General features: G+C 73.2%; 16 protein-coding genes. 9 read left to right on the forward strand and 7 right to left on the reverse strand.

Translation table 11 applies throughout. The features are described from left to right. Positions 1-16 precede the first annotated feature (16 nt). Positions 17-715 (reverse strand): dioxygenase family protein, encoded by a 699-nt coding sequence (locus tag ABWI07_RS34920; protein ID WP_353821186.1) that lies wholly within the window; start codon positions 713-715, stop codon positions 17-19. 235 nt (positions 716-950) lie between these two features. On the opposite strand from ABWI07_RS34920, the gene ABWI07_RS34925 reads away from it, so the two are divergent. From ABWI07_RS34925 to ABWI07_RS34950, 6 genes are all read left to right on the forward strand, one after another. After that, complete coding sequence (locus ABWI07_RS34925) at positions 951-1,961, forward strand: AraC-like ligand-binding domain-containing protein (protein ID WP_149263238.1); 1,011 nt, start codon at positions 951-953, stop codon at positions 1,959-1,961. A 121-nt stretch (positions 1,962-2,082) separates the two neighbouring features. Further along, entirely contained in the window at positions 2,083-3,393 is a 1,311-nt protein-coding gene (locus ABWI07_RS34930) for an erythromycin esterase family protein (protein WP_353821188.1), read from the forward strand. An 18-nt stretch (positions 3,394-3,411) separates the two neighbouring features. Beyond that, positions 3,412-4,200, forward strand: coding sequence for a DUF427 domain-containing protein (locus ABWI07_RS34935; RefSeq protein ID WP_353821189.1), 789 nt, complete (start codon positions 3,412-3,414; stop codon positions 4,198-4,200). 87 nt (positions 4,201-4,287) lie between these two features. Next, the gene (locus ABWI07_RS34940; protein WP_353821190.1) at positions 4,288-4,914 is read left to right on the forward strand and encodes a LysE family translocator; all 627 of its coding nucleotides are present in this window, start codon (positions 4,288-4,290) and stop codon (positions 4,912-4,914) included. Positions 4,915-4,963: 49 nt separating this feature from the next. Beyond that, complete coding sequence (locus tag ABWI07_RS34945; protein WP_149263242.1) at positions 4,964-5,668, forward strand: Crp/Fnr family transcriptional regulator; 705 nt, start codon at positions 4,964-4,966, stop codon at positions 5,666-5,668. A 4-nt stretch (positions 5,669-5,672) separates the two neighbouring features. Beyond that, positions 5,673-6,236, forward strand: a complete 564-nt coding sequence (locus ABWI07_RS34950; RefSeq protein WP_353821191.1) for a TetR/AcrR family transcriptional regulator — start codon at positions 5,673-5,675, stop codon at positions 6,234-6,236. On the opposite strand, the gene qcrB is transcribed toward ABWI07_RS34950, so the two are convergent. Together qcrB and ABWI07_RS34960 are read right to left on the reverse strand one after the other, a co-directional pair. Beyond that, positions 6,228-7,913 (reverse strand): cytochrome bc1 complex cytochrome b subunit, encoded by a 1,686-nt coding sequence (gene qcrB, locus ABWI07_RS34955; RefSeq protein ID WP_149263244.1) that lies wholly within the window; start codon positions 7,911-7,913, stop codon positions 6,228-6,230. The genes ABWI07_RS34950 and qcrB overlap by 9 nt on opposite strands. 134 nt (positions 7,914-8,047) lie before the next feature. Next, complete coding sequence (locus tag ABWI07_RS34960; protein ID WP_353821193.1) at positions 8,048-8,683, reverse strand: hypothetical protein; 636 nt, start codon at positions 8,681-8,683, stop codon at positions 8,048-8,050. Between the two features lie 259 nt (positions 8,684-8,942). Between ABWI07_RS34960 and ABWI07_RS34965 the strand changes: the two genes are divergently transcribed. Next, the gene (locus ABWI07_RS34965; RefSeq protein WP_200842282.1) at positions 8,943-9,761 is read left to right on the forward strand and encodes an acyl-CoA thioesterase; all 819 of its coding nucleotides are present in this window, start codon (positions 8,943-8,945) and stop codon (positions 9,759-9,761) included. Between the two features lie 51 nt (positions 9,762-9,812). Here ABWI07_RS34965 and ABWI07_RS34970 read toward each other — a convergent pair whose 3' ends face one another. The 4 genes from ABWI07_RS34970 to ABWI07_RS34985 form a co-directional block, all read right to left on the reverse strand. Further along, positions 9,813-11,681: a carbohydrate-binding module family 20 domain-containing protein gene (locus tag ABWI07_RS34970; protein WP_353821194.1), complete on the reverse strand. Its 1,869-nt coding sequence runs from the start codon at positions 11,679-11,681 to the stop codon at positions 9,813-9,815. A 149-nt stretch (positions 11,682-11,830) separates the two neighbouring features. After that, on the reverse strand, positions 11,831-12,871 hold the full coding sequence (gene nrfD, locus ABWI07_RS34975; protein WP_353821195.1) for an NrfD/PsrC family molybdoenzyme membrane anchor subunit: 1,041 nt from the start codon (positions 12,869-12,871) through the stop codon (positions 11,831-11,833). Continuing rightward, the gene (locus ABWI07_RS34980) at positions 12,868-13,704 is read right to left on the reverse strand and encodes a 4Fe-4S dicluster domain-containing protein (RefSeq protein WP_235037262.1); all 837 of its coding nucleotides are present in this window, start codon (positions 13,702-13,704) and stop codon (positions 12,868-12,870) included. Before ABWI07_RS34980 ends, nrfD begins: the two co-directional genes overlap by 4 nt. 172 nt (positions 13,705-13,876) lie before the next feature. Further along, positions 13,877-14,734 carry a PaaX family transcriptional regulator gene (locus tag ABWI07_RS34985; RefSeq protein WP_353821196.1) on the reverse strand — a complete coding sequence of 286 codons (858 nt, stop codon included), beginning with the start codon at positions 14,732-14,734 and terminating at the stop codon, positions 13,877-13,879. A gap of 181 nt (positions 14,735-14,915) precedes the next feature. Between ABWI07_RS34985 and ABWI07_RS34990 the strand changes: the two genes are divergently transcribed. Next, entirely contained in the window at positions 14,916-16,520 is a 1,605-nt protein-coding gene (locus ABWI07_RS34990) for a benzoate-CoA ligase family protein (protein WP_353821197.1), read from the forward strand. A 120-nt stretch (positions 16,521-16,640) separates the two neighbouring features. Further along, positions 16,641-18,308, forward strand: a complete 1,668-nt coding sequence (boxC, locus tag ABWI07_RS34995) for a 2,3-epoxybenzoyl-CoA dihydrolase (RefSeq protein ID WP_149263251.1) — start codon at positions 16,641-16,643, stop codon at positions 18,306-18,308. Positions 18,309-18,311 lie beyond the last annotated feature (3 nt).

Genomic DNA, 18,311 nt, shown 5'->3' on the forward strand with positions numbered 1-18,311 from the left:
GGGCCGCGGACCCGGGTCAGGGCACCTGGAGGACGAAGTCGAACTTCGCGGTGCGCCCGCCGGGGACGGTCTGGACCTGCATGAGCAGCGCGGGGTCGTAGAGCATGTCGGAGGCGTTCCGCGGCTCGTTCGGGAAGTACAGCTGCGTCGTCAGGATCGGCTGGTAGGGGGCCTGCGCCTTCACGTGGATGTGCCGGGTGCGGCCGGGGTAGAGGCCGGGCACGATCGTCCTGAGGGTGAATCGTCCCGATGCATCCGTGTATTGATGCCCACGTAGCGTATAGCCGTAGTTGTCGTAATTGCCGTAATAGTCCGCCTGCCAGAAGTCCAGCAGGGCGTGGGCCACCGGCGTGCACGACATCGAGTAGACGATCCCGGACACGGTGAGCGGCGTCCCCGGCATGCCGGGCGTCGCGATCGACGAGCGCTCGGGGGAGCCGGGCTTGAAGTAGGGGCCCTCCATCTGGGAGTGGGTGGGGGAGTCGTCCCCGTCGTCGCACTTGGGCGTCGGGGTGAGCGGCCGCTGCTCCGCGCTGGCCTGCGCGGGCGCGGCCACCGCCGACACGGCGGTGGGCAGCGCGAGCGCGCCGACCCCCGCCGCGCCCGCGGCGACGATGAAGTTCTTGCGACTGATGCCGTGCTCCTGGCCGTCGCCGGAGCCGTGGCCGGTGCCGTGCTCGTGGCCGGTGCCGGTTTCCTGCTCGCCTGCTGGCATGGGGGTTCCTCTCGGGGGTCGTTCCGGGATCTTCCGGTTGGCGGGGCTCCCTGGGAGTCGGTCCGGGACATGTATAAGCCGCCGGGAGAGGGGCGGTCTTGGCGCTGCGTGCCGCGACTTTGGCGGCGAGTGCCAAAGCCGGGCCGGAGCGTCGTGCTGACTCGCTCATTGACCTTCCTGACGGGCCGTAGAAGCCTTGCGGGTGGCGTCCGAGACCCCCGACCGGAGGAGCGCCATGCCCACGCTCGTCGACACCTCGGACCGCCCTGCCCGCGACCAGGCGGACTACTGGCGCCACCTGATCAGCTCGGCCTTCGGGCCGTTCCACGTCCAGCCGCGCCTGCCCGGCGGGTTCGCCGCCCGGCTGAGCGGCCGGGCGCTGGGCCCGGTCGAGGCCGGCGACGTGCACGCGCCCGCGCACGCGGTGCGGCGCAGCGCCCGGCAGATCGCCCGCGACACCCGCGAGTGCTACAAGCTCGGGCTGGTGCTGCGGGGCTCGTGCGTCCTCCGCCAGAACGGCCGCCGCGCCGTGGTGGGGGCGGGGGACGTGGTGTTCTACGACCTCACCCGGCCGGTCGAGATCTCGTTCGACGCCCACCACATCTTCACGGTCGTGATCCCGCACAGCGCCGTCCCGCTGCCGCCGGAGCGCCTCGCCGCGTTCGGCGGCACCCTGCTGGGCGGGCGGGCCCGGACGGGGCGGCTCGTCTCGTCCTTCCTCGGCGCCCTGGCCGAGAGCGGCGCCGAGGACGCCGGCCGGGGCGGCCCCGCGGCGGGCGGCCCGCCCGGCGGCGCGGCCGACGAGATCTACGCCCACCACCTCGGCGGAGCGCTGGTCGAGCTGGTCACCGGCGCGGCGAGTGAGTGGCTGGGCGCGCCGCCGTCCCGGTCGCCGGAGGGAGCGGAGATGCTGCGGACGATCGAGGAGTGGATCGAGGCGCGCCTGCACGACCCGTCGCTGAGCCCGGCCGCGGTCGCCGCCGCGCACCACATCTCCGTCCGCCAGCTGTACCGGGTGTTCCAGCCGACCGGCACGACCGTCGCCCGCTACATCCGCACCCGCCGCCTGGAGCACTGCCGCCGCGAGCTCGGCGACCCGTTCCTCGGCACGCAGCGGATCGGCGCGATCGCGAACCGCTGGGGCCTGCCGGACCCGGCCGCGTTCAGCCGCGCGTTCCGCGCCGCCTACGGGCTGAGCCCGAGCGACTACCGCGCCCGCACGACCGGCATCCGGCGCGAGGTGTAGCCGTACCGCCCGCCGCGGCCCTTCGCCGCCGATCCGCGGCGGGGGCGAATCGAACCGGCCGATCCCGGGAACGCGAGTAAGACGAGCCGAAAACGCCGGAGGACACGAGGGGGACGCCGCCATGCAACGCCCGGGAAGCCACGCCGCCGCCGAAGACGTGCTCGGAGCGGCGCTGCCGCTGGAGTACGCCGAGGACCTGGACCCGCTGCTCGACCGGGTCGGGGACGCCCGGTACGTGCTGATCGGCGAGGCCAGCCACGGCACCCACGAGTACTACGCGTGGCGGGCCGCGCTGACCCGGCGGCTGGTCGCCGAGCGCGGCTTCTCGTTCGTCGCCGTCGAGGGCGACTGGCCCGACTGCCGCCGGGTCGGCCGCAGCGTGACGCTCGCGCCCGGGGCGCCGGAGGACCCGCGCAGCGTCCTGGACGCCTACGAGCGCTGGCCGACGTGGATGTGGGCCAACGAGGAGACCGTGAAGTTCTGCCGGTGGCTGCGCGACCGCAACGCCGGCCTCCCCCCGGGCGAGCGGGTCGGCTTCTACGGCCTGGACGTCTACAGCCTGTGGGAGTCGCTGCGGGCGGTCGTCGACTACCTGGCGAGCCACCGCCCCGAGTACCTGGAGACGGCGCTGGAGGCCTACCGCTGCTTCGAGCCGCACGGCCGCGACCCGCGCTCCTACGGGTGGAACACGGCCCTGGTCCCGGACGGCTGCGCGGCCGAGGTCCTCGCGCTGCTGGGCGACCTGCGCCGTCCGGCGCCGACCGGGCACGCCGGCGACCCGGAGGAGGAGTTCGACGCCCGGCAGAACGCCGAGGTGGCGGTGGGCGCCGAACGCTACTACCGCACCATGATCGACGGCGGGCCGGAGTCGTGGAACGTCAGGGACGTCCACATGGCCGACACGCTGGACCGGCTGGTGGACTTCCACCGCGGCGGAAAGGCCGTCGTGTGGGCGCACAACACCCATGTGGGCGACGCGCGGGCGACCGACATGGCCGCCGCCGGGATGGTCAACCTCGGCCAGCTCGCCAGGGAGCGGCACGGGGCGGACGGCGTCGTGCTGGTCGGGTTCGCGGGCGGTCCCGGCGAGGTCGTCGCCGCGCCGGCCTGGGGCGCCCCGATGGAGGTCATGCACGTCCCGCCGCCCGAGCGCGGCTCGCTGGAGGAGGTGCTGGCGGAGTCGGAGCTGCACCGGGGGATGTTCATCGTGCCTCCGGAGCCGGACAAGCCCGCCTTCCTCACCGGGACGCTCGGGCACCGCGCCATCGGCGTCGTGTACGACCCGGACCTGGACCGGCGCCAGTACGTCCCGACGAGGCTCGCCGAACGCTACGACGCGCTGTGCTGGTTCCGCATCACCTCTGCCCTCCTGCCGCTGCACCTGGAGGCGGCGCGCCGTGGTGAACTGGAGACGATGCCGACCGGCGTCTAGTAATCGAGGAGCCGCGCCATGTCCCTGACCATGCAGCCGGGCCCCCTCGCCGGCTCGCCCGGCGACGAGGTCAACTTCACGATCGACGGACCCGCGCACCGGTTGTTCATGCACGACTTCCCCCGCCGGGTCCGCGCCCGGTTCGCGGGGCAGACGGTGCTGGACACCGAGCGCGGGAAGTTCCTGCACGAGACCGGGCTGCTGCCCGTCCTGTACGTCCCCGAGGAGGACGTGCGGGCCGACCTGCTGGAGAAGACCGTCCACACCACGCACTGCCCGTTCAAGGGCGACGCCGTGTACTGGACGGTGCGGGTGGGCGACCGGGCGGCCGAGAACGCGGTCTGGGGCTATCCGGACCCGAAGCCGGAGGCGGCGTGGCTGCGCGGCCACATGGCCTTCTACTGGAACCGGATGGACGCCTGGTTCGACGAGGACGAGGAGGTCCACGGCCATCTGCGCGACCCGTTCCACCGCGTCGACGCCCGCGTCACGTCCCGGCGCGTCCGGGTGCTGCTGGACGGCGAGGTCGTCGCGGAGACCGCGCGGCCGAAGCTGCTGTCGGAGACGGGGCTGCCCAACCGCTTCTACATCCCGGCCGAGGACGTCCGCCGCGACCTGCTGACCCGCAGCGAGAAGCGGACCTTCTGCCCGTACAAGGGCCAGGCGACGTACTGGTCGCTGGAGGGGGCCGAGGACGCCGCCTGGTCGTACGAGGAGCCCCTGGAGGACGCGGCGAAGATCGGCGGATACCTGTCCTTCGACCACGAGGCCCTGACGATCGAGGCCCAGCCGCCTCTGGCGGGCTGACGCCCGAGGTCGCGGGGGCGGGCGGCGCGAGCGCGGCGGGCGGTAATGGGCTCGCGGGGCGGGGTCCTCGTACCGCATGATTTCGGCATGGTGGACCCATCCCTGTACGCGGCGTTCGTCGTCGCCGCCTTCGCGCTCTGCGTCACGCCCGGACCCGACATGATGTTCATCGTCGCGATGGGCGGCCGCGGCGGCCCGCTGACGGGCGTGATGGCCGCGGTGGGCGTCGCCACCGGCGCCCTGACGCACGCCGTCGCCGCGACGCTCGGGCTCTCCGCCCTGTTCACCGCGCTGCCGACCCTGTACCACGTGCTGCGCTGGGCGGGCGCCGCCTACCTGCTGTACCTCGCGGTCAAGTCGTTCCGGGACCGCGGCGAACCCGGCGAGGAGGCGGCTCCCGTCGGCCCCGGGCGGCTCCGCGCGTTCTGGCAGGGCGTCGTCACGAACCTGCTGAACCCCAAGGTGATCCTCTTCAACATCGCCTTCCTGCCGCAGTTCGTGAACCCCTCCATGGGGCACCCGATGGTGCAGCTGCTCCTGCTCGGCGTCACCCTCGTCCTGATCGGCCTGGCCGTGGACGCCTCCGTCGGCCTGCTCTCCGGCCGCCTCGCGGCCCTGCTGCGGCGCAGCCGCCGCGTCGCCCGCGGCCTGAACATCTTCAGCGGAACGGTCTTCACCGGGCTCGCCGTGCGGCTGCTCGCCGTCCCCAAGTGAGGTCCCGCGGGTTTACAGTTCAGATGACCCCGGGAAAAGGAGGCGGCAGTTGGCACCGTACGCGGCGTCCTCTCCGCCTCCCGCGTTCTGGGCGGCGCTCGACCCCGCGCAGCGGACCGCGCTGCGCGCCGCCGCGCGCCCCCGGACGTTCCCCGTCAAGGCGCCGCTGGTGTACCAGGGCGACGAGTCCGACCACGTGATCGTGATCGAGCGGGGCTGGGCGAAGGTGACCTCCTCCACCGAGGACGGCCACGACGTGGTGCTGGCCGTCCGCGGCCCCGGCGACCTGCTCGCCGAGAGCGCGGTGCTCGGCGGGCGCCCGCGCGCCGCGACGGTCACCGCGCTGTCCCCGATCCGCGCCCTGGTCGTGCCCGCGGCCCGGTTCACCGGGTTCCTGGACGCGCACCCCGACGTGTGGATGCTCGTCACCGGCACCTTCGTCCGGCGCATGGACGACTCCGACCGGCGGCTGACCGCGCACATCACGAGCCGGGGCCCGCAGCGCCTCGCGGCCCTGCTGGCCGACCTGGCCGAACGCTCGGTGCACCACGCGCCGCCCGCGCCGGACGGGTCGATCGAGATCGGGCCGCCGCTGTCGCAGGAGGAGCTCGGCAGCTGGATGGACGCCTCGCGGGAGACCGTCGCCCGCGCGCTCAGCGGGCTGCGCCGCGAGGGCCTGATCCGCACCGGCTGGCGCAGGATCACCGTGGTCGACCTCGCCCGCCTCCGCGAGTTCGCCAAGGAGCAGGACTGACGGCATGGGCGACGGCTACCACCACGGCGACCTGAGGCGCGCCGTGCTCGGCGCCGCGGTCGAGGCGATCGCCGAGGCGGGCCCGGCGGCGTGGAGCCTGCGCGAGCTCGCGCGCCGCGCCGGGGTGTCGCACGCCGCGCCCGCGCACCACTTCGGCGACAAGACCGGCGTGCTGACGGCCGTCGCCGCCGACGGGTACACGCTGTTCGCGGACGCCCTGGAGGCCGCCGGGAGCGACCTGCACGCCGTCGGGCTCGCCTACGTGCGGTTCGCGGTCGAGCACCGGGTCCACTTCGAGGTCATGTTCACGCCCGCGCTCTACCGCCCTAACGACCCGGAGGTGGCCGCCGCCCGCGACCGCGCCGCCCGGGTCCTGGCCGAGGGGGTCCGCGGGGCCGCGCCCGGCCGTCCCGCGGACGACCGGACGGCCGGGATCGCCGCCTGGTCGATCGTGCACGGCTTCGCCCACCTGTGGCTGAGCGGTGCACTGCGCGACCTCGGCGACGACCCTGTGAGGGCCGCCGACCCGGTCATCCGCCTCCTCTTCGAGCGCTCCGCGTCAGCGTGAGGACGCCTTCTCCCCGGCGGCCGGCCGCTCCTCGCCCGCCTCGAGCGCGCCCGCAGCGGGAGCGGGGCGCTCGGGCACGGTGGCCAGGTCGGCGCGGAAGCGGCGGTTGAGGGCGGCGCGCAGACGCCCTCCGGCGGTGCGGCCGCGCGGGCTGTCGACGCCGTTCCGGGGCGGCGGGACGTCCAGGTCGACGGCGGGCGCCGGGCGCGGATCGGTGATCGCGGCGATGGCCTCGTCCGGCAGCGGGCGCTCGACCTCGCTGAACCCGCCCTCCGGCGACTGGCGGATCACGCCTGTCTCCAGCCCATGCTGGGCCAGGCCGAGATCGCGGCGCTGGAGGCCGACGCAGAGGCGGTAGGTGACGACGTAGGCCAGCACCGGGCCGAGGATGATGAGGACGCGGAAGAACCAGGTCGTCCAGAACAGCGGGATGTCGAAGCTGTGGGCGAGGACGTCGTTGCCGCCCGCGATCCACAGCGTCCCGTAGAAGACGACGCCGCCGACGCCGACACCGGTGCGCGCCGGGACGTCGCGCGGCCGGTCCAGCAGGTGGTGGATCCGGTCGTCGCCGGTCACCCAGCGCTCCAGGAACGGGTAGACGGCGAGGCCGGTGAACAGCAGCCCGGGCACCACGAGGGCCGGGACGACCACGCTCATCGCGACGGTGTGGCCCCAGGCGCTGATCTCCCAGGACGGCATGATCCGCAGCGCGCCCTCCAGCCAGCCCATGTACCAGTCGGGCTGCGACCCGGAGCTGATCGCGCCCGGGTCGTAGGGGCCGAACAGCCAGATCGGGTTGATCTGGAAGAACGCGGCCAGCAGCGTCGTCACGCCCGCCACCCAGAGGAAGAACGCCGTCGTCTTCGCGATGAAGACGGGGAAGAACGGGTAGCCGCGCACGGTCGTGTTCGAGCTGCCCTTGCCCGGGAACTGCGTGTGCGTCTGCCGCCAGGTCAGCACGACGGCGTGCAGCGGGATCAGCGCGGCCAGGATGCCGGGGATCAGCAGCACGTGGATGACGTACAGGCGCGGGATGATGTCGGTGCCCGGGTACTCGCCGCCGAACAGGAACATCACCGCGTACGAGCCGACCAGCGGGAGCGAGGCGAGCACGCCTTCCAGGATGCGCAGGCCCGTGCCGGAGAGCAGGTCGTCCGGCAGCGAGTAGCCGAACAGGCCGTTCAGCATCACCAGCATGAACATGAGGATGCCGATGAGCCAGTTCAGTTCGCGGGGCTTGCGGAACGCGCCGGTGAAGAAGTTGCGCAGCAGGTGCACGAGGATCGCGCCCATGAAGATGAGCGTCGACCAGTGGTGGATCTGCCGGACGAGCAGGCCGCCCCGCACATCGAAGCTGATCCTGAGGGCGGAGGCGTAGGCCTCGCTCATCTCCACGCCCTGCAGCCTCGTGTACGAGCCGTTGTAGACGACCTCGTTCATGCTCGGCTTGAAGAACAGCGTCAGGTACACCCCGGTCAGCAGGATGACCACGAAGGAGTACATCGCGATCTCGCCGAGCAGGAAGGTCCACTGGTCCGGGAAGGCCTTGCGCATCGCCTTGCGGGCGAAGCCGGTGGTGCCGAACCGCTCGTCCAGTGCCCGCGCCGCGGCGTCCACTCCTCCGGGCGGCTTCCGCGTGCCGACCCCCGCTCCGCCGGGCGTCCTCGTTCCCGCCATGGTCCGCATCCCTCCGTCGCACTGTGGCAGTGGCGCATCTGGGAATGAGACTCACCCAGGCGGGCAAATGTGACATCTCGGAATGTGGACTGCGTCACACCGGGAGCGGCCCGGCGGGCGTCAGCGGGACGGGGTCAGCACGCCGGGGCGGTGAGCCCGCCGCGGCGCCGGTAGCGGGGGCGCCAGCGCGCCCGGTAGCAGAGCCGGACCGGCGGCGGGAGGAGCCGCAGCACGGCGCGGCGAGTGCCGTCGGAGGCGCCGTCCAGCAGCCAGGGCAGGAACACGCCGAGCCCGCGCAGGCCCAGTTCACGGCGGAACTCCACGTCGAAGGTGCCCCACTCGAACGGGGTGAGGGTCTCCTGGATCAGCGGCAGGACGTTCGACTCCTTGAAGTCGAGCAGCGCCTCCACCGACGCCCTGAGGTCGCGCGCGTACCGGGCGAACGTGCCGCGGTCGCGGTGCTCCAGCGCCGCGTCGAGGCCGTCGATCATCGGGACGACCTTCAGCGCCTGCGCCGCCATGGCGTCGAGGACGACGCCGACCCGCCCGGGCGCGTCGGCGTCCTTGGCGTACATGACCGTCCAGAGGGCGTTCTTCTCGGCGTGGTCCTGGAGCCGCCAGTGGGCGGTGAACAGGGGCCAGCCGTTCACGACCGGGGCCCAGCCGCGCCCCGACCCGGCGGCCGCCTCCAAGCGCGCCGCGTCGCGGCGGAAGGCGTCGTAGGCGGCGTACAGCATCGTCAGGTCGAAGTTCCTCGCCACACTGTCCATGCCGCCTCCCAAGCTCTCCGCGCCCGTACCGCCGCTCACAGAGATAGATGGATCGGACGCGCCTGAATGTGACGCGATGTGGGGCCTGACTTTTTGTGATCTGCCCCACGGGCGGCGGGATATGCGGGGGGAGAAGGGGTGAGGCCGGCCGGGCGGCGGGGCGCCGTTCGCCGCCCGGCCGGCCCGCTTGTCAGGTCACCGCCGGCCCCGCCCATGCCCGCGCGGTCGGGGTCCGTGCGGGTCGGATAACGTCACGGGCGTGCGACCCTCCATCTCCGAAGAGCCCGAAACGCGGTTGGAAGCCCTCCACTCCGTCCTCGACCTGCTGGATCTGGAAGAGCTCGACCGGGACCTCTACCGGGGCACGCTCGTGTTCGACGACCCGTACCCGCTGTACGGCGGGCAGGTGGCGGCGCAGGCGCTGCGCGCCGCGGGGGGCACCGTCCCGGAGGGGCGGCTGCCGCACTCGCTGCACGGGTACTTCCTGCGCGGCGGCGACGCGGCCCGGCCGACGATCTTCCGGGTGGACCGGGACCGCGACGGCCGGTCGTTCTCCGCGCGCCGGGTGGTGGCGCTCCAGGGCGGCGAGGTCATCTTCAACATGTCGGTGTCGTTCCAGCAGCCCGCCGACGACGTGGACCGGCAGGTCCATCCGGCGCCGGAGACGCCGGCCCCGGAGAGCCTTCCGGCCTCGCCGGTCCCGCGGCTGTTCTCCATGGAGAGCCGGGTGCCGCCGCAGCCCTACGAGGCGGCCGACTTCCCGACGCGGCTGTGGTCGCGCTGCACTGCTCCGCTGCCGGACGACCACCTGCTGCACGCCTGCGTGCTGACGTACCTGTCCGACATCTCCAGCGGTGTGATCGCGCTGCACGACGGTACCGCCCGGTCGGGTTCCAGCCTCGACCACGCCGTCTGGTTCCACCGGCCCGTCCGGATGGACGACTGGGTGCTGATGGACCTCGTCCCGCAGACGGTCGCCGCCGGGCGCGGCTGGTACACGGGAACGATCCACAGCCGGGACGGCGTGCTCGTCGCCAGCCTCACCCAGGAGACCCTCTTCCGCACGCCGCGCGCCTGACACGCGCCGGGGCCGGCCTCCCGCACACGTGGAGACCGGCCCCGGCGGTGCTCATCTCCAGGTGTCGTTCGCGGTGTGGCCGGACGTGCCGGTCGTGTAGGTGCGGTTGGCGCCGCTCTCCCACGTCACGGCCCCGGCGTCGGTCTTCTTGATGTACTTGTACTCGATCCTGGTGTTGGAGGGCAGCGTCACCGTGCCGTTCCAGATCGGGTAGCCGGACGGGGACAGCTTGACCGCCTTGGCGGGGTCCCACGAGCCGAGCGCGGGGACGTCGCCGACGAGGTAGACGCTCGTCCCCCAGGTCGTGGTGGCGTTGACGTTGAAGGTGTCGGAGACGGTCCCGGGGTCCGAGGTGGGCGGCGCGGTTCCTCCTGACCGGGCGTCCGCGTGGATGGCCACGGCGCCGTTCGCGGGGATCGTCACGGTCGCCGTCCCGCCCGACACGGTGACGGCGGTGCCCTGGCAGCCGCCCGATCCGAGGCCGCCGGTGATGACGTCGCAGTAGACGCCGTCGGCGAGCCCCGTCCGGTAGGACGCCGTGGACGGCGCGGAGGAGTCGTTGAGGCCGATCCAGCCCTTGGAGCCGCGGCTGAACCCGATGACGTTGGACGCGGTCGCCGTGAAGTTGCCGACCGATGCGGCGGACGCGGTCGCGTTGTGCCAGCCGACCATGCCCTTCACGCCGGTGGAGCGGGAGAGGCACTGCCAGCCGTTCGAGCAGTTCGCGGCGGTGACGAACCCGCTGGAGTCGGCGGGCGGCGACTGCCCGGCCGACGACCAGGCGAACCCGTCGTACACCGAGGGCTTGCCGTACGGGTAGGCCAGCAGGAAGTAGGTCGCCAGCGTGTAGTCGGAGCCGTTCTTGTAGCTGAGCGTGGACCCGTCCCGCTCGGTGTCGTGGTTGGTGACCATCGCGAAGGTGCGGGAGCCGTCCGCGTCCAGCGACCAGGAGGGGATGCCCGACAGGTTCGACAGCGTCCCGTTCTGGAACTGGGTCTTCAGGCCCCGCGCGTAGGAGAACCCGAGGACGTCGCCGTTCCCGGTGAACGCCGACGGCTTCAGCTCGGCCGTGGTCGCCCCTGGGACGACCTCCTGCGCGATGTAGGGCGCCTTGCCCTCGGCGGTGGTGGCGTGCAGGCCGCTCTTGATGGCGGCGAAGTCGCTCTGCGCGACGTGTTTGGCGGCGTCGACCCGGAACCCGTCCACGCCGAGGCCGATCAGGTCGTTGAGGTATCCGGTGATCTTGTCGCGCACGTAGCCCGACTGGGTCTTGAGGTCCGACAACGAGACCAGCTCGCAGTTCTGCACCTCGGAGGTGTTGTTCCAGTCGTCGATGCCGGCGTCGTCGTCGTTGCAGTACCCGTCGTTGGCGTGGTGGAAGTCGTTGTACCCGTACGGGACGGCGGGGTAGGCGAACCCGCCGGGGTCGAAGGTCGAGCCGCCGTAGGTGGTGTTCACCGTGTTGTTGCGGCCCGCCATGTGGTTGACCACCGCGTCCACGTAGACGCGGACGCCCGCGGCGTGGCACGCGTTGACCATGGCGAAGAACTGGGCCCGGGTCCCGAGCCTGCTGGTCAGGCCGTAGGAGACCGGCTGGTACACCTCCCACCACGGGTGGGCGCCGTCGCTGGTGGAGGCGAGGCTGACCGACTCGGCGGGCGGCGCGACCTGGACGGCCCCGTACCCGGCGGGCCCGAGGTGGTCGGTGCACGCGGCCGCGACGGACGGCCAGTTCCACTCCCAGAGGTTGGCGGTGACGTCGCTCGCGTTGAGGGAGGCGGCGGCTCTGGCGGGGCGGTCGGGGAGCAGGACGGCGGCGGGCGCCGTCCCGGCGAGGACGAGGAGGCCGGCGGCGAGCAGCGACCGGCGGCGGGGGGCTCTTGCGCGGGGGACTCTTGCGCATGGCGCGTTGGCAGACATGTTCGGCGAACTCCTGTCACAGGGCGCCTGGCGGGCGCCTGAGGGGGTGGGGGACGGCCGTCCGCGAGCAACGCGAGAATGCTCTCTTCTTGCAGTCAGGTCAAGAGCTTGCGCAAGATTTCAATGAACTTGCAGAAAGGCGGCATCCCTCAGGAGGTGGACGCGGCACCGCGCGCGGCGAGGCGTTCCCGCTGGAGAACGACGGTGTACTTGGGGTCCACGGCCGACTGCACGCCGGCGTGGAAGACACCGAAACGCGTGCACGCGGAACTCGCCAGGAGGGCCGCCCCGCTCAGCGCCGCCGCGGCCCGGTTGCGCCCGCCGAACAGGACGCAGCCCGCGGTTCCCGCCGCCGAGAGGATCTCGCCCGCGCGCATGAAGGCCCCGCCTTTGCCCCGTTTGTACGGCTCGGCCGCCAGCCCGGCCCGGCGCTCCAGCAGTTTCGCCGCGGCCAGTTCCAGCCCGGCGCCGAACACGGCGGCGCTGCGCATCGGGCCGTTCTCCCGGACGGGCGCGGCGACCAGCGCCATCCCGGAGGCGGCGGCCGTCGCCGAGCCGACGAAGACGAACGGCAGCTCGCGGTGCGCCTCGTGCCAGGCGGGGACGGCGGTGTCGGCGGCGAGCACGGCGGTGTAGGCGGCGACGGCCGGACCGAGCACTGCGGCTCCGGTGGTGGCGGCTCGGCCGAGGCGCGGCAGCAGCCCGGTCACCTCCGCGGCGGCGGCGGCGCCGACGGCGGGGCCGTAGGCGGCCAGCAGCCACGAGCCGACGCTCATCGGCGACGTCGGCTTCATGACGCGCAGCATGTTGTAGAACCGCTCCGGTCGCCCGAGGTCGTGGACCAGTGCGGCCGTCGACGCGCCGATGGCGGCCAGCGAGGAGATCTTCAGGGCCCGCGCGGCGGCCGGGCGCCCGGTGAGCTCGGCGCCGGCGGCGAGCACCGAGCCCGCTCCGGCCAGGCCGCCGAAGAAGAAGTACCCGGCTACGTCGAGGGGCTTCCACACCGGCGGGTTCAGGACGGGCTTGCCGTAGTACGAGGTGAACTCGGCCTCCGGCACCATCGCCTTCTCGCCGCGCCCGCCCCGGCGCCTCCCGCGCCGCCCCTGCGGGCGCAGGCCCTTGCCGATCTCGGCCTCACGGCCGGGCCGCTCGCCCCGAACACCTTCCTTGCTGACCTCCGACGAGCTCATCGGACGCCTCCCCTGCTGCCGTGGACGGCGAAGACGGCGGCGAGCCCGCCGAGCAGCGCGGCGGCGGCCACACCGGCGTGCCGCCACATGGACGGCAGGTCGCGCGTGGTGACGACCGGGTCCGGTGGGAGCCCGTACACCTCCGGCTCGTCCAGCAGCAGGAAGAAGGCGCCGTCGCCGCCGACGCCGTCGTCCGGGTCGTGCCCGTAGAGGCGCGCGTCCTCGACGCCGAGGCCGTGGAGCTGGTCGACGCGCATCGCGGCCCGCTCGCGCAGCTCGTCCAGCGGCCCGTACTGGATCGAGTCGGTCGGGCACGCCTTCGCGCAGGCGGGCTCCTGCCCCACCCCGATCCGGTCGTAGCACAGGGTGCACTTCCACACCCGCCCGTCGCCCTTGCGCTGGTCGATGACCCCGTAGGGGCAGGCGGGCACGCAGTACCCGCAGCCGTTGCAGATGTCCTCCTGGACGACCACCGTGCCGAACTCGGTGCGGAACAGCGAGCCGGTGGGGCACACGTCCAGGCAGGCGGCGTGCGTGCAGTGCTTGCACACGTCGGAGGCCATCAGCCAGCGCATGCCCCCGGCGCCCTGCGCGGTGTCCTGTGCGGCGGCCTGCCCGTCGCCGTGGTCGACGCCGGTCTCGTTCTGGCCGATCGGCTTGTTCTGCTCGATGAACGCGACGTGCCGCCAGGTGTCGGCGCCAAGCCCCTGCGTGTTGTCGTAGGACATCCCGGTGAACTCGAGGCCGTCCTCGGGTACGGCGTTCCACTCCTTGCACGCCACCTCGCACGCCTTGCAGCCGATGCACACGGACGTGTCGGTGAAGAACCCCATGCGGGGCGGGTGGTCGGTGTAGCCGGAGTCGGCGGCGACGTCGGGCTCCGCTCCGGCGAGCAGGTTCCGTCCTATCAAGCTGGCCATTCCACGACTCCCATCGACGACGCCGGCCCCTACCCGACTTCCCGGCGACGCGCCGCCTACACGCCGAGCCGCGGACCGGCCGCCCTCAGGCCCTCAACGCCTTCCACTGGCGGTCGGCGATGGGGCGCCAGGTGTCGTGCCGCTGGTGGAAGAGCGCGAACGCCTGCGAGCCGCTCCAGTCGTCCGGGAGGAGCGCCGCAGGCAGGCCGGGGTCGAGGAACGGGAACCGGCGCCATTCCTGGACGAGCCTGGTGTGCGCGGCGAACGTCCCCGGGTCGTCGGCGGGACGCAGCGCGCGGACGGCGTCGAGGAAGTCCTCGTAGGCGAGCTCGATCTCCTCCAGGTCCCATGCGCGGCGGGCCACGCGCCGCGCCTCGGCCAGGTCGCCGAGCCGCCCGACGAACAGGGTGGAGCCGTCGGCGACGCCGATCTCGGCGAGGACCTCCCGGACCTCGGCCTCGCGCTCCGGGTGCGGGCTGACCCACACGCCGGGGGAGAGGTTGCCGAGACCGCTCCAGGCGAGCCGGGTCCGCAGCAGGTGGCGCAGGCGCCGGCTCGTCTCCGGGACGGTGGCCAGCACCAGGAGCCATTGCCCGTCCCACGCGCCGACCGGGCGGCCGAAACCGTAGATGCGCTCGGTGCCGTCGGTGAGGAGCCGCTCCCCGGCGGGGGTGAGCCGCCAGGCGGTGCGCCGGCCGTGCCGCTCCCCGGCGAGCCAGCCCTCGGCGGCACTGCGGGCGAGTGCCTGCCGGACGGCCTTCTCCTCGACGCCGAGCAGTCCGAGCGCGCGCAGGAACGCCGCCGTCCACACCGGCTCGCCGCCGGGCAGGACGAACTCGCCCAGCAGGGTCAGCAGCAGCGACCGCGCGCTCGCCGCGCCGAGTTCGCGCCGTCGCCGGAACCTCGGCTCCGGATGCGCCGCGTCCTCGCCGGTTGGGGCCATGTGCTCCTCCTCGTGGCCCTTCTCGGGCGCGCCCGTCCATGGAACGCTGACCAGTATCGCGCGGGCGCGGCCGGGTTCCGGCCGGGACCCGCGTGAAGCCTCATCGTTCCACAAGTCTATTGACTAGCGTTTCGTCTATGTAGAGCATTGGGGGCACGGTTCCCGGCGAGGGGAGACCCCGATGACCGCTGAAACGGCGACCGCACCGGTCCCGCCCGACACGTTCAACGCATCCGACTACCTGCTCCGGGCGGCGTCCGAGCCGGGCGCCGCGGCCCGGACGGCGCTGACCGGTCCGGGCGGCGACCTCGGCTACGCCGAGCTGGGCGAGCTGGCCGGGAGCATCGCCGCCGGCCTCGAACGGTGGGGTCTGCGCGCCGAGGAGCGGGTCGTGCTGTTCATGGCCGACGGCCCGTCCATGGCCGCCGCGATCCTGGGCGCGATGCGGCTCGGCGCCGTCCCGGTCCCGGTGTCGACGATGCTCACGGGCGCCGAGCTGGGCGCCCTGCTGGCCGACGCGCGCGCCAGGGTGCTGCTGGTCAGCGGCCGGTTCGCGGTCGCCGCCGAGTCGGCCCTCGCGCACGCGCCCGGCGTCCGGCGCGTCGCGGTGGAGGGCGACGCGCCGTTCCGCGCCCCGGCGGGCGTGCGGGTGGACGCCTTCGAGGACCTGGTCCGCGAGGGGCGGGCCCATGGAGGCGAACCGGCCGAGCCTTACGCGACGTCGGACGACTCCAGCGCCCTGTGGCTCTACACGTCCGGGACGACGGGCCGGCCGAAGGGCGCGATGCACCGGCACGCCAACATCCGCCACGTCGTGGAGACCTACGGCCGCCAGGTCCTCGGCATCCGGCCGGACGACCGCTGCTACTCGGTCGCCAAGCTCTTCTTCGCCTACGGGATCGGCAACTCGCTGTTCTTCCCCCTAGCCGCCGGCGCGACGGCGGTCCTGGACCCGGACCGCCCGACCCCGGCCTCGGTGGCCGCGCGGCTGGCCGAATACCGGCCGACCCTGTTCTTCGCCGTCCCGACCTTCTACGCCGCGATCCTCAACGCCGAGGTCCCGGTGGAGGCGTTCGCGTCGGTCCGGCTGGCGGTGTCGGCGGGGGAGCCGCTGCCCGCCGAGCTGTGCCGGCGCTTCACCGCGCGGTACGGCGTGGAGATCATCGACGGGATCGGCTCCACGGAGTGCCTGCACATCTTCCTGTCCAACCGCCCGGGGCAGGTGCGGCCCGGCACCACCGGGACGGCCGTGCCCGGCTACGAACTGCGGGTCGTGGACGCCGACGGAGCCGACGTCCCGCCGGGGACGCCCGGCTCGCTGCTGGTGAAGGGCGCGTCGATCGCGACGGGCTACTGGTGCCGCACCGACACGACCCGGCAGGTCTTCCAGGGGGAGTGGCTGCGCACGGGCGACACCTACGTGGTGGACGAGGACGGCTACTACACCTGCCTCGGCCGGACGGGCGACATGCTCAAGGCCGGCGGCATCTGGGTCTCGCCGGCGGAGGTGGAGGGCCGGCTGCTGGAGCACCCCGCGGTGTCGATGGCCGCCGTCGTCGGGCTGCCGGACGCCGACGGCCTGGACAAGCCCGTCGCCTGCGTCGTCCTCAAGGAGGGGGCGGCCGCCGAGCCGACCGAGCTGATCGCGTTCTGCCGGGCGGGCCTCGCGTCCTTCAAGCGCCCCCGCGAGGTGTTGGTCGTGGACAAGCTCCCCACGACGCCCACCGGCAAGCTGCGGCGCTTCGCCGTCCGGGAACTCGCCTCGACCCTGCTCGGCACGCCCTGACGGGTCCGCGCGGACCGCTCCGCCCGGGGCGGCCGCACGGGTCGATGTGCTACAAACTCTTGACGTATTGAATGGAATTTGTGGAGCATGGTGGAGACGGCACCGGCGGAAGGACATCGCATGAGCGGCCCCCACGTGGAGTTCCGGGTGGACCCGTCCGGCTACCGGCACTGGAGGCTGGACGTCGACGGCCCGGTGGCGACGCTGACGATGGACGTGGACGAGGACGGCGGCCTCGTCCCGGGATACGAGCTGAAGCTCAACTCCTACGACCTGGGCGTGGACGTCGAGTTGTACGACGCCGTCCAGCGGCTGCGGTTCGAGCACCCCGAGGTGCGGGCGGTGGTCGTCACCAGCGGCAAGGAGAAGATCTTCTGCGCCGGGGCCAACATCCGGATGCTGGCGGCGTCCGCGCACGCGTGGAAGGTGAACTTCTGCAAGTTCACCAACGAGACCCGCAACGGCATCGAGGACGCGACGGCCCACTCCGGGCAGACCTACCTGGCCGCCCTCAACGGCACCGCCTCCGGCGGCGGTTACGAGCTGGCCCTCGCCTGCGAGCACATCATGCTCGTCGACGACCGGTCGTCCACGGTGTCGCTGCCGGAGCTGCCGCTGCTGGGCGTCCTCCCCGGGACGGGCGGCCTGACCCGGGTGACCGACAAGCGGCACGTGCGCCGCGACCGCGCCGACTACTTCTCCACCAGGGCCGAAGGGCTGGGCGGCAAGAAGGCCGTCGCGTGGCGGCTGGTCGACGAGGCGGTGCCCCGGACGGCGTGGGCCGAGACCGTCGCCGCGCGCGCGAGGGAATTGGCCGCCCGGTCGTCTCGCCCCGAGGGTGCCGAGGGCATCGCCCTGACGCCGCTGGAGAAGACCCGGACCGGCACGTCCGTCGCCTACGAGCACGTGACCGCCGAGCTCGACCGGGACGCGGGCGCCGCCGAGATCACCGTCGCCGGCCCTGCGGCCGACGCGCCCGCCGACATCGCGGGCGTCCACCGGCAGGGCGCCGCCTTCTGGACGCTCGCCGTCACCCGCGAACTGGACGACCTGATCCTCGACCTGCGCGCGAACGAGCCGGAGCTCGGCACGTGGGTCATCCGGACCAGCGGAGACGCGCGGCGCGTCCTGGACCACGACCGGCTCCTGCTGGACGCCCGCGACGACTGGCTGGCGAACGAGATCGTCCTGTACCTCAAGCGGACGCTCAAGCGCCTCGACGTGACGAGCCGCAGCCTGATCGCGCTCGCCGAGCCGGGCAGCTGCTTCGCCGGGTCGCTGCTGGAGTTCGCGCTCGCCGCCGACCGCGTGTACCAGCTCGACGGCGTCTTCGAGGACGTCGACCCGGACGCCGACCCCGCCGCCGTCACCGTGGATGCGATGAACCTCGGGCCGCTGCCGATGGGCAACGGGCTGACCCGGCTGGAGACCCGGTTCCTCGGCGACGGCGAGGGCCTCGCCGCCGTCCGGGACGCCGCCGGCAAGCCGCTGGAGGCCGCCGACGCCGAGCGTCTCGGCCTCGTCACGTTCGCGCCCGACGACATCGACTGGGACGAGGAGGTCCGCATCGCCGTCGAGGAGCGGGCGAGCTTCAGCCCGGACGCGCTGACCGGCCTGGAGGCCAACTACCGCTTCCCCGGTCCCGAGACCCTGGAGACCAAGATCTTCGGCCGGCTCACCGCCTGGCAGAACTGGATCTTCAACCGTCCCAACGCCTCGGGCCCCGAGGGCGCGCTGCGCCGCTACGGCACCGGCCGGCGCGCCGACTTCGACCGAAAGCGAGTCTGACCG

This window comes from Actinomadura sp. NPDC000600 (genome assembly GCF_040492135.1).
GTDB lineage: Bacteria > Actinomycetota > Actinomycetes > Streptosporangiales > Streptosporangiaceae > Spirillospora.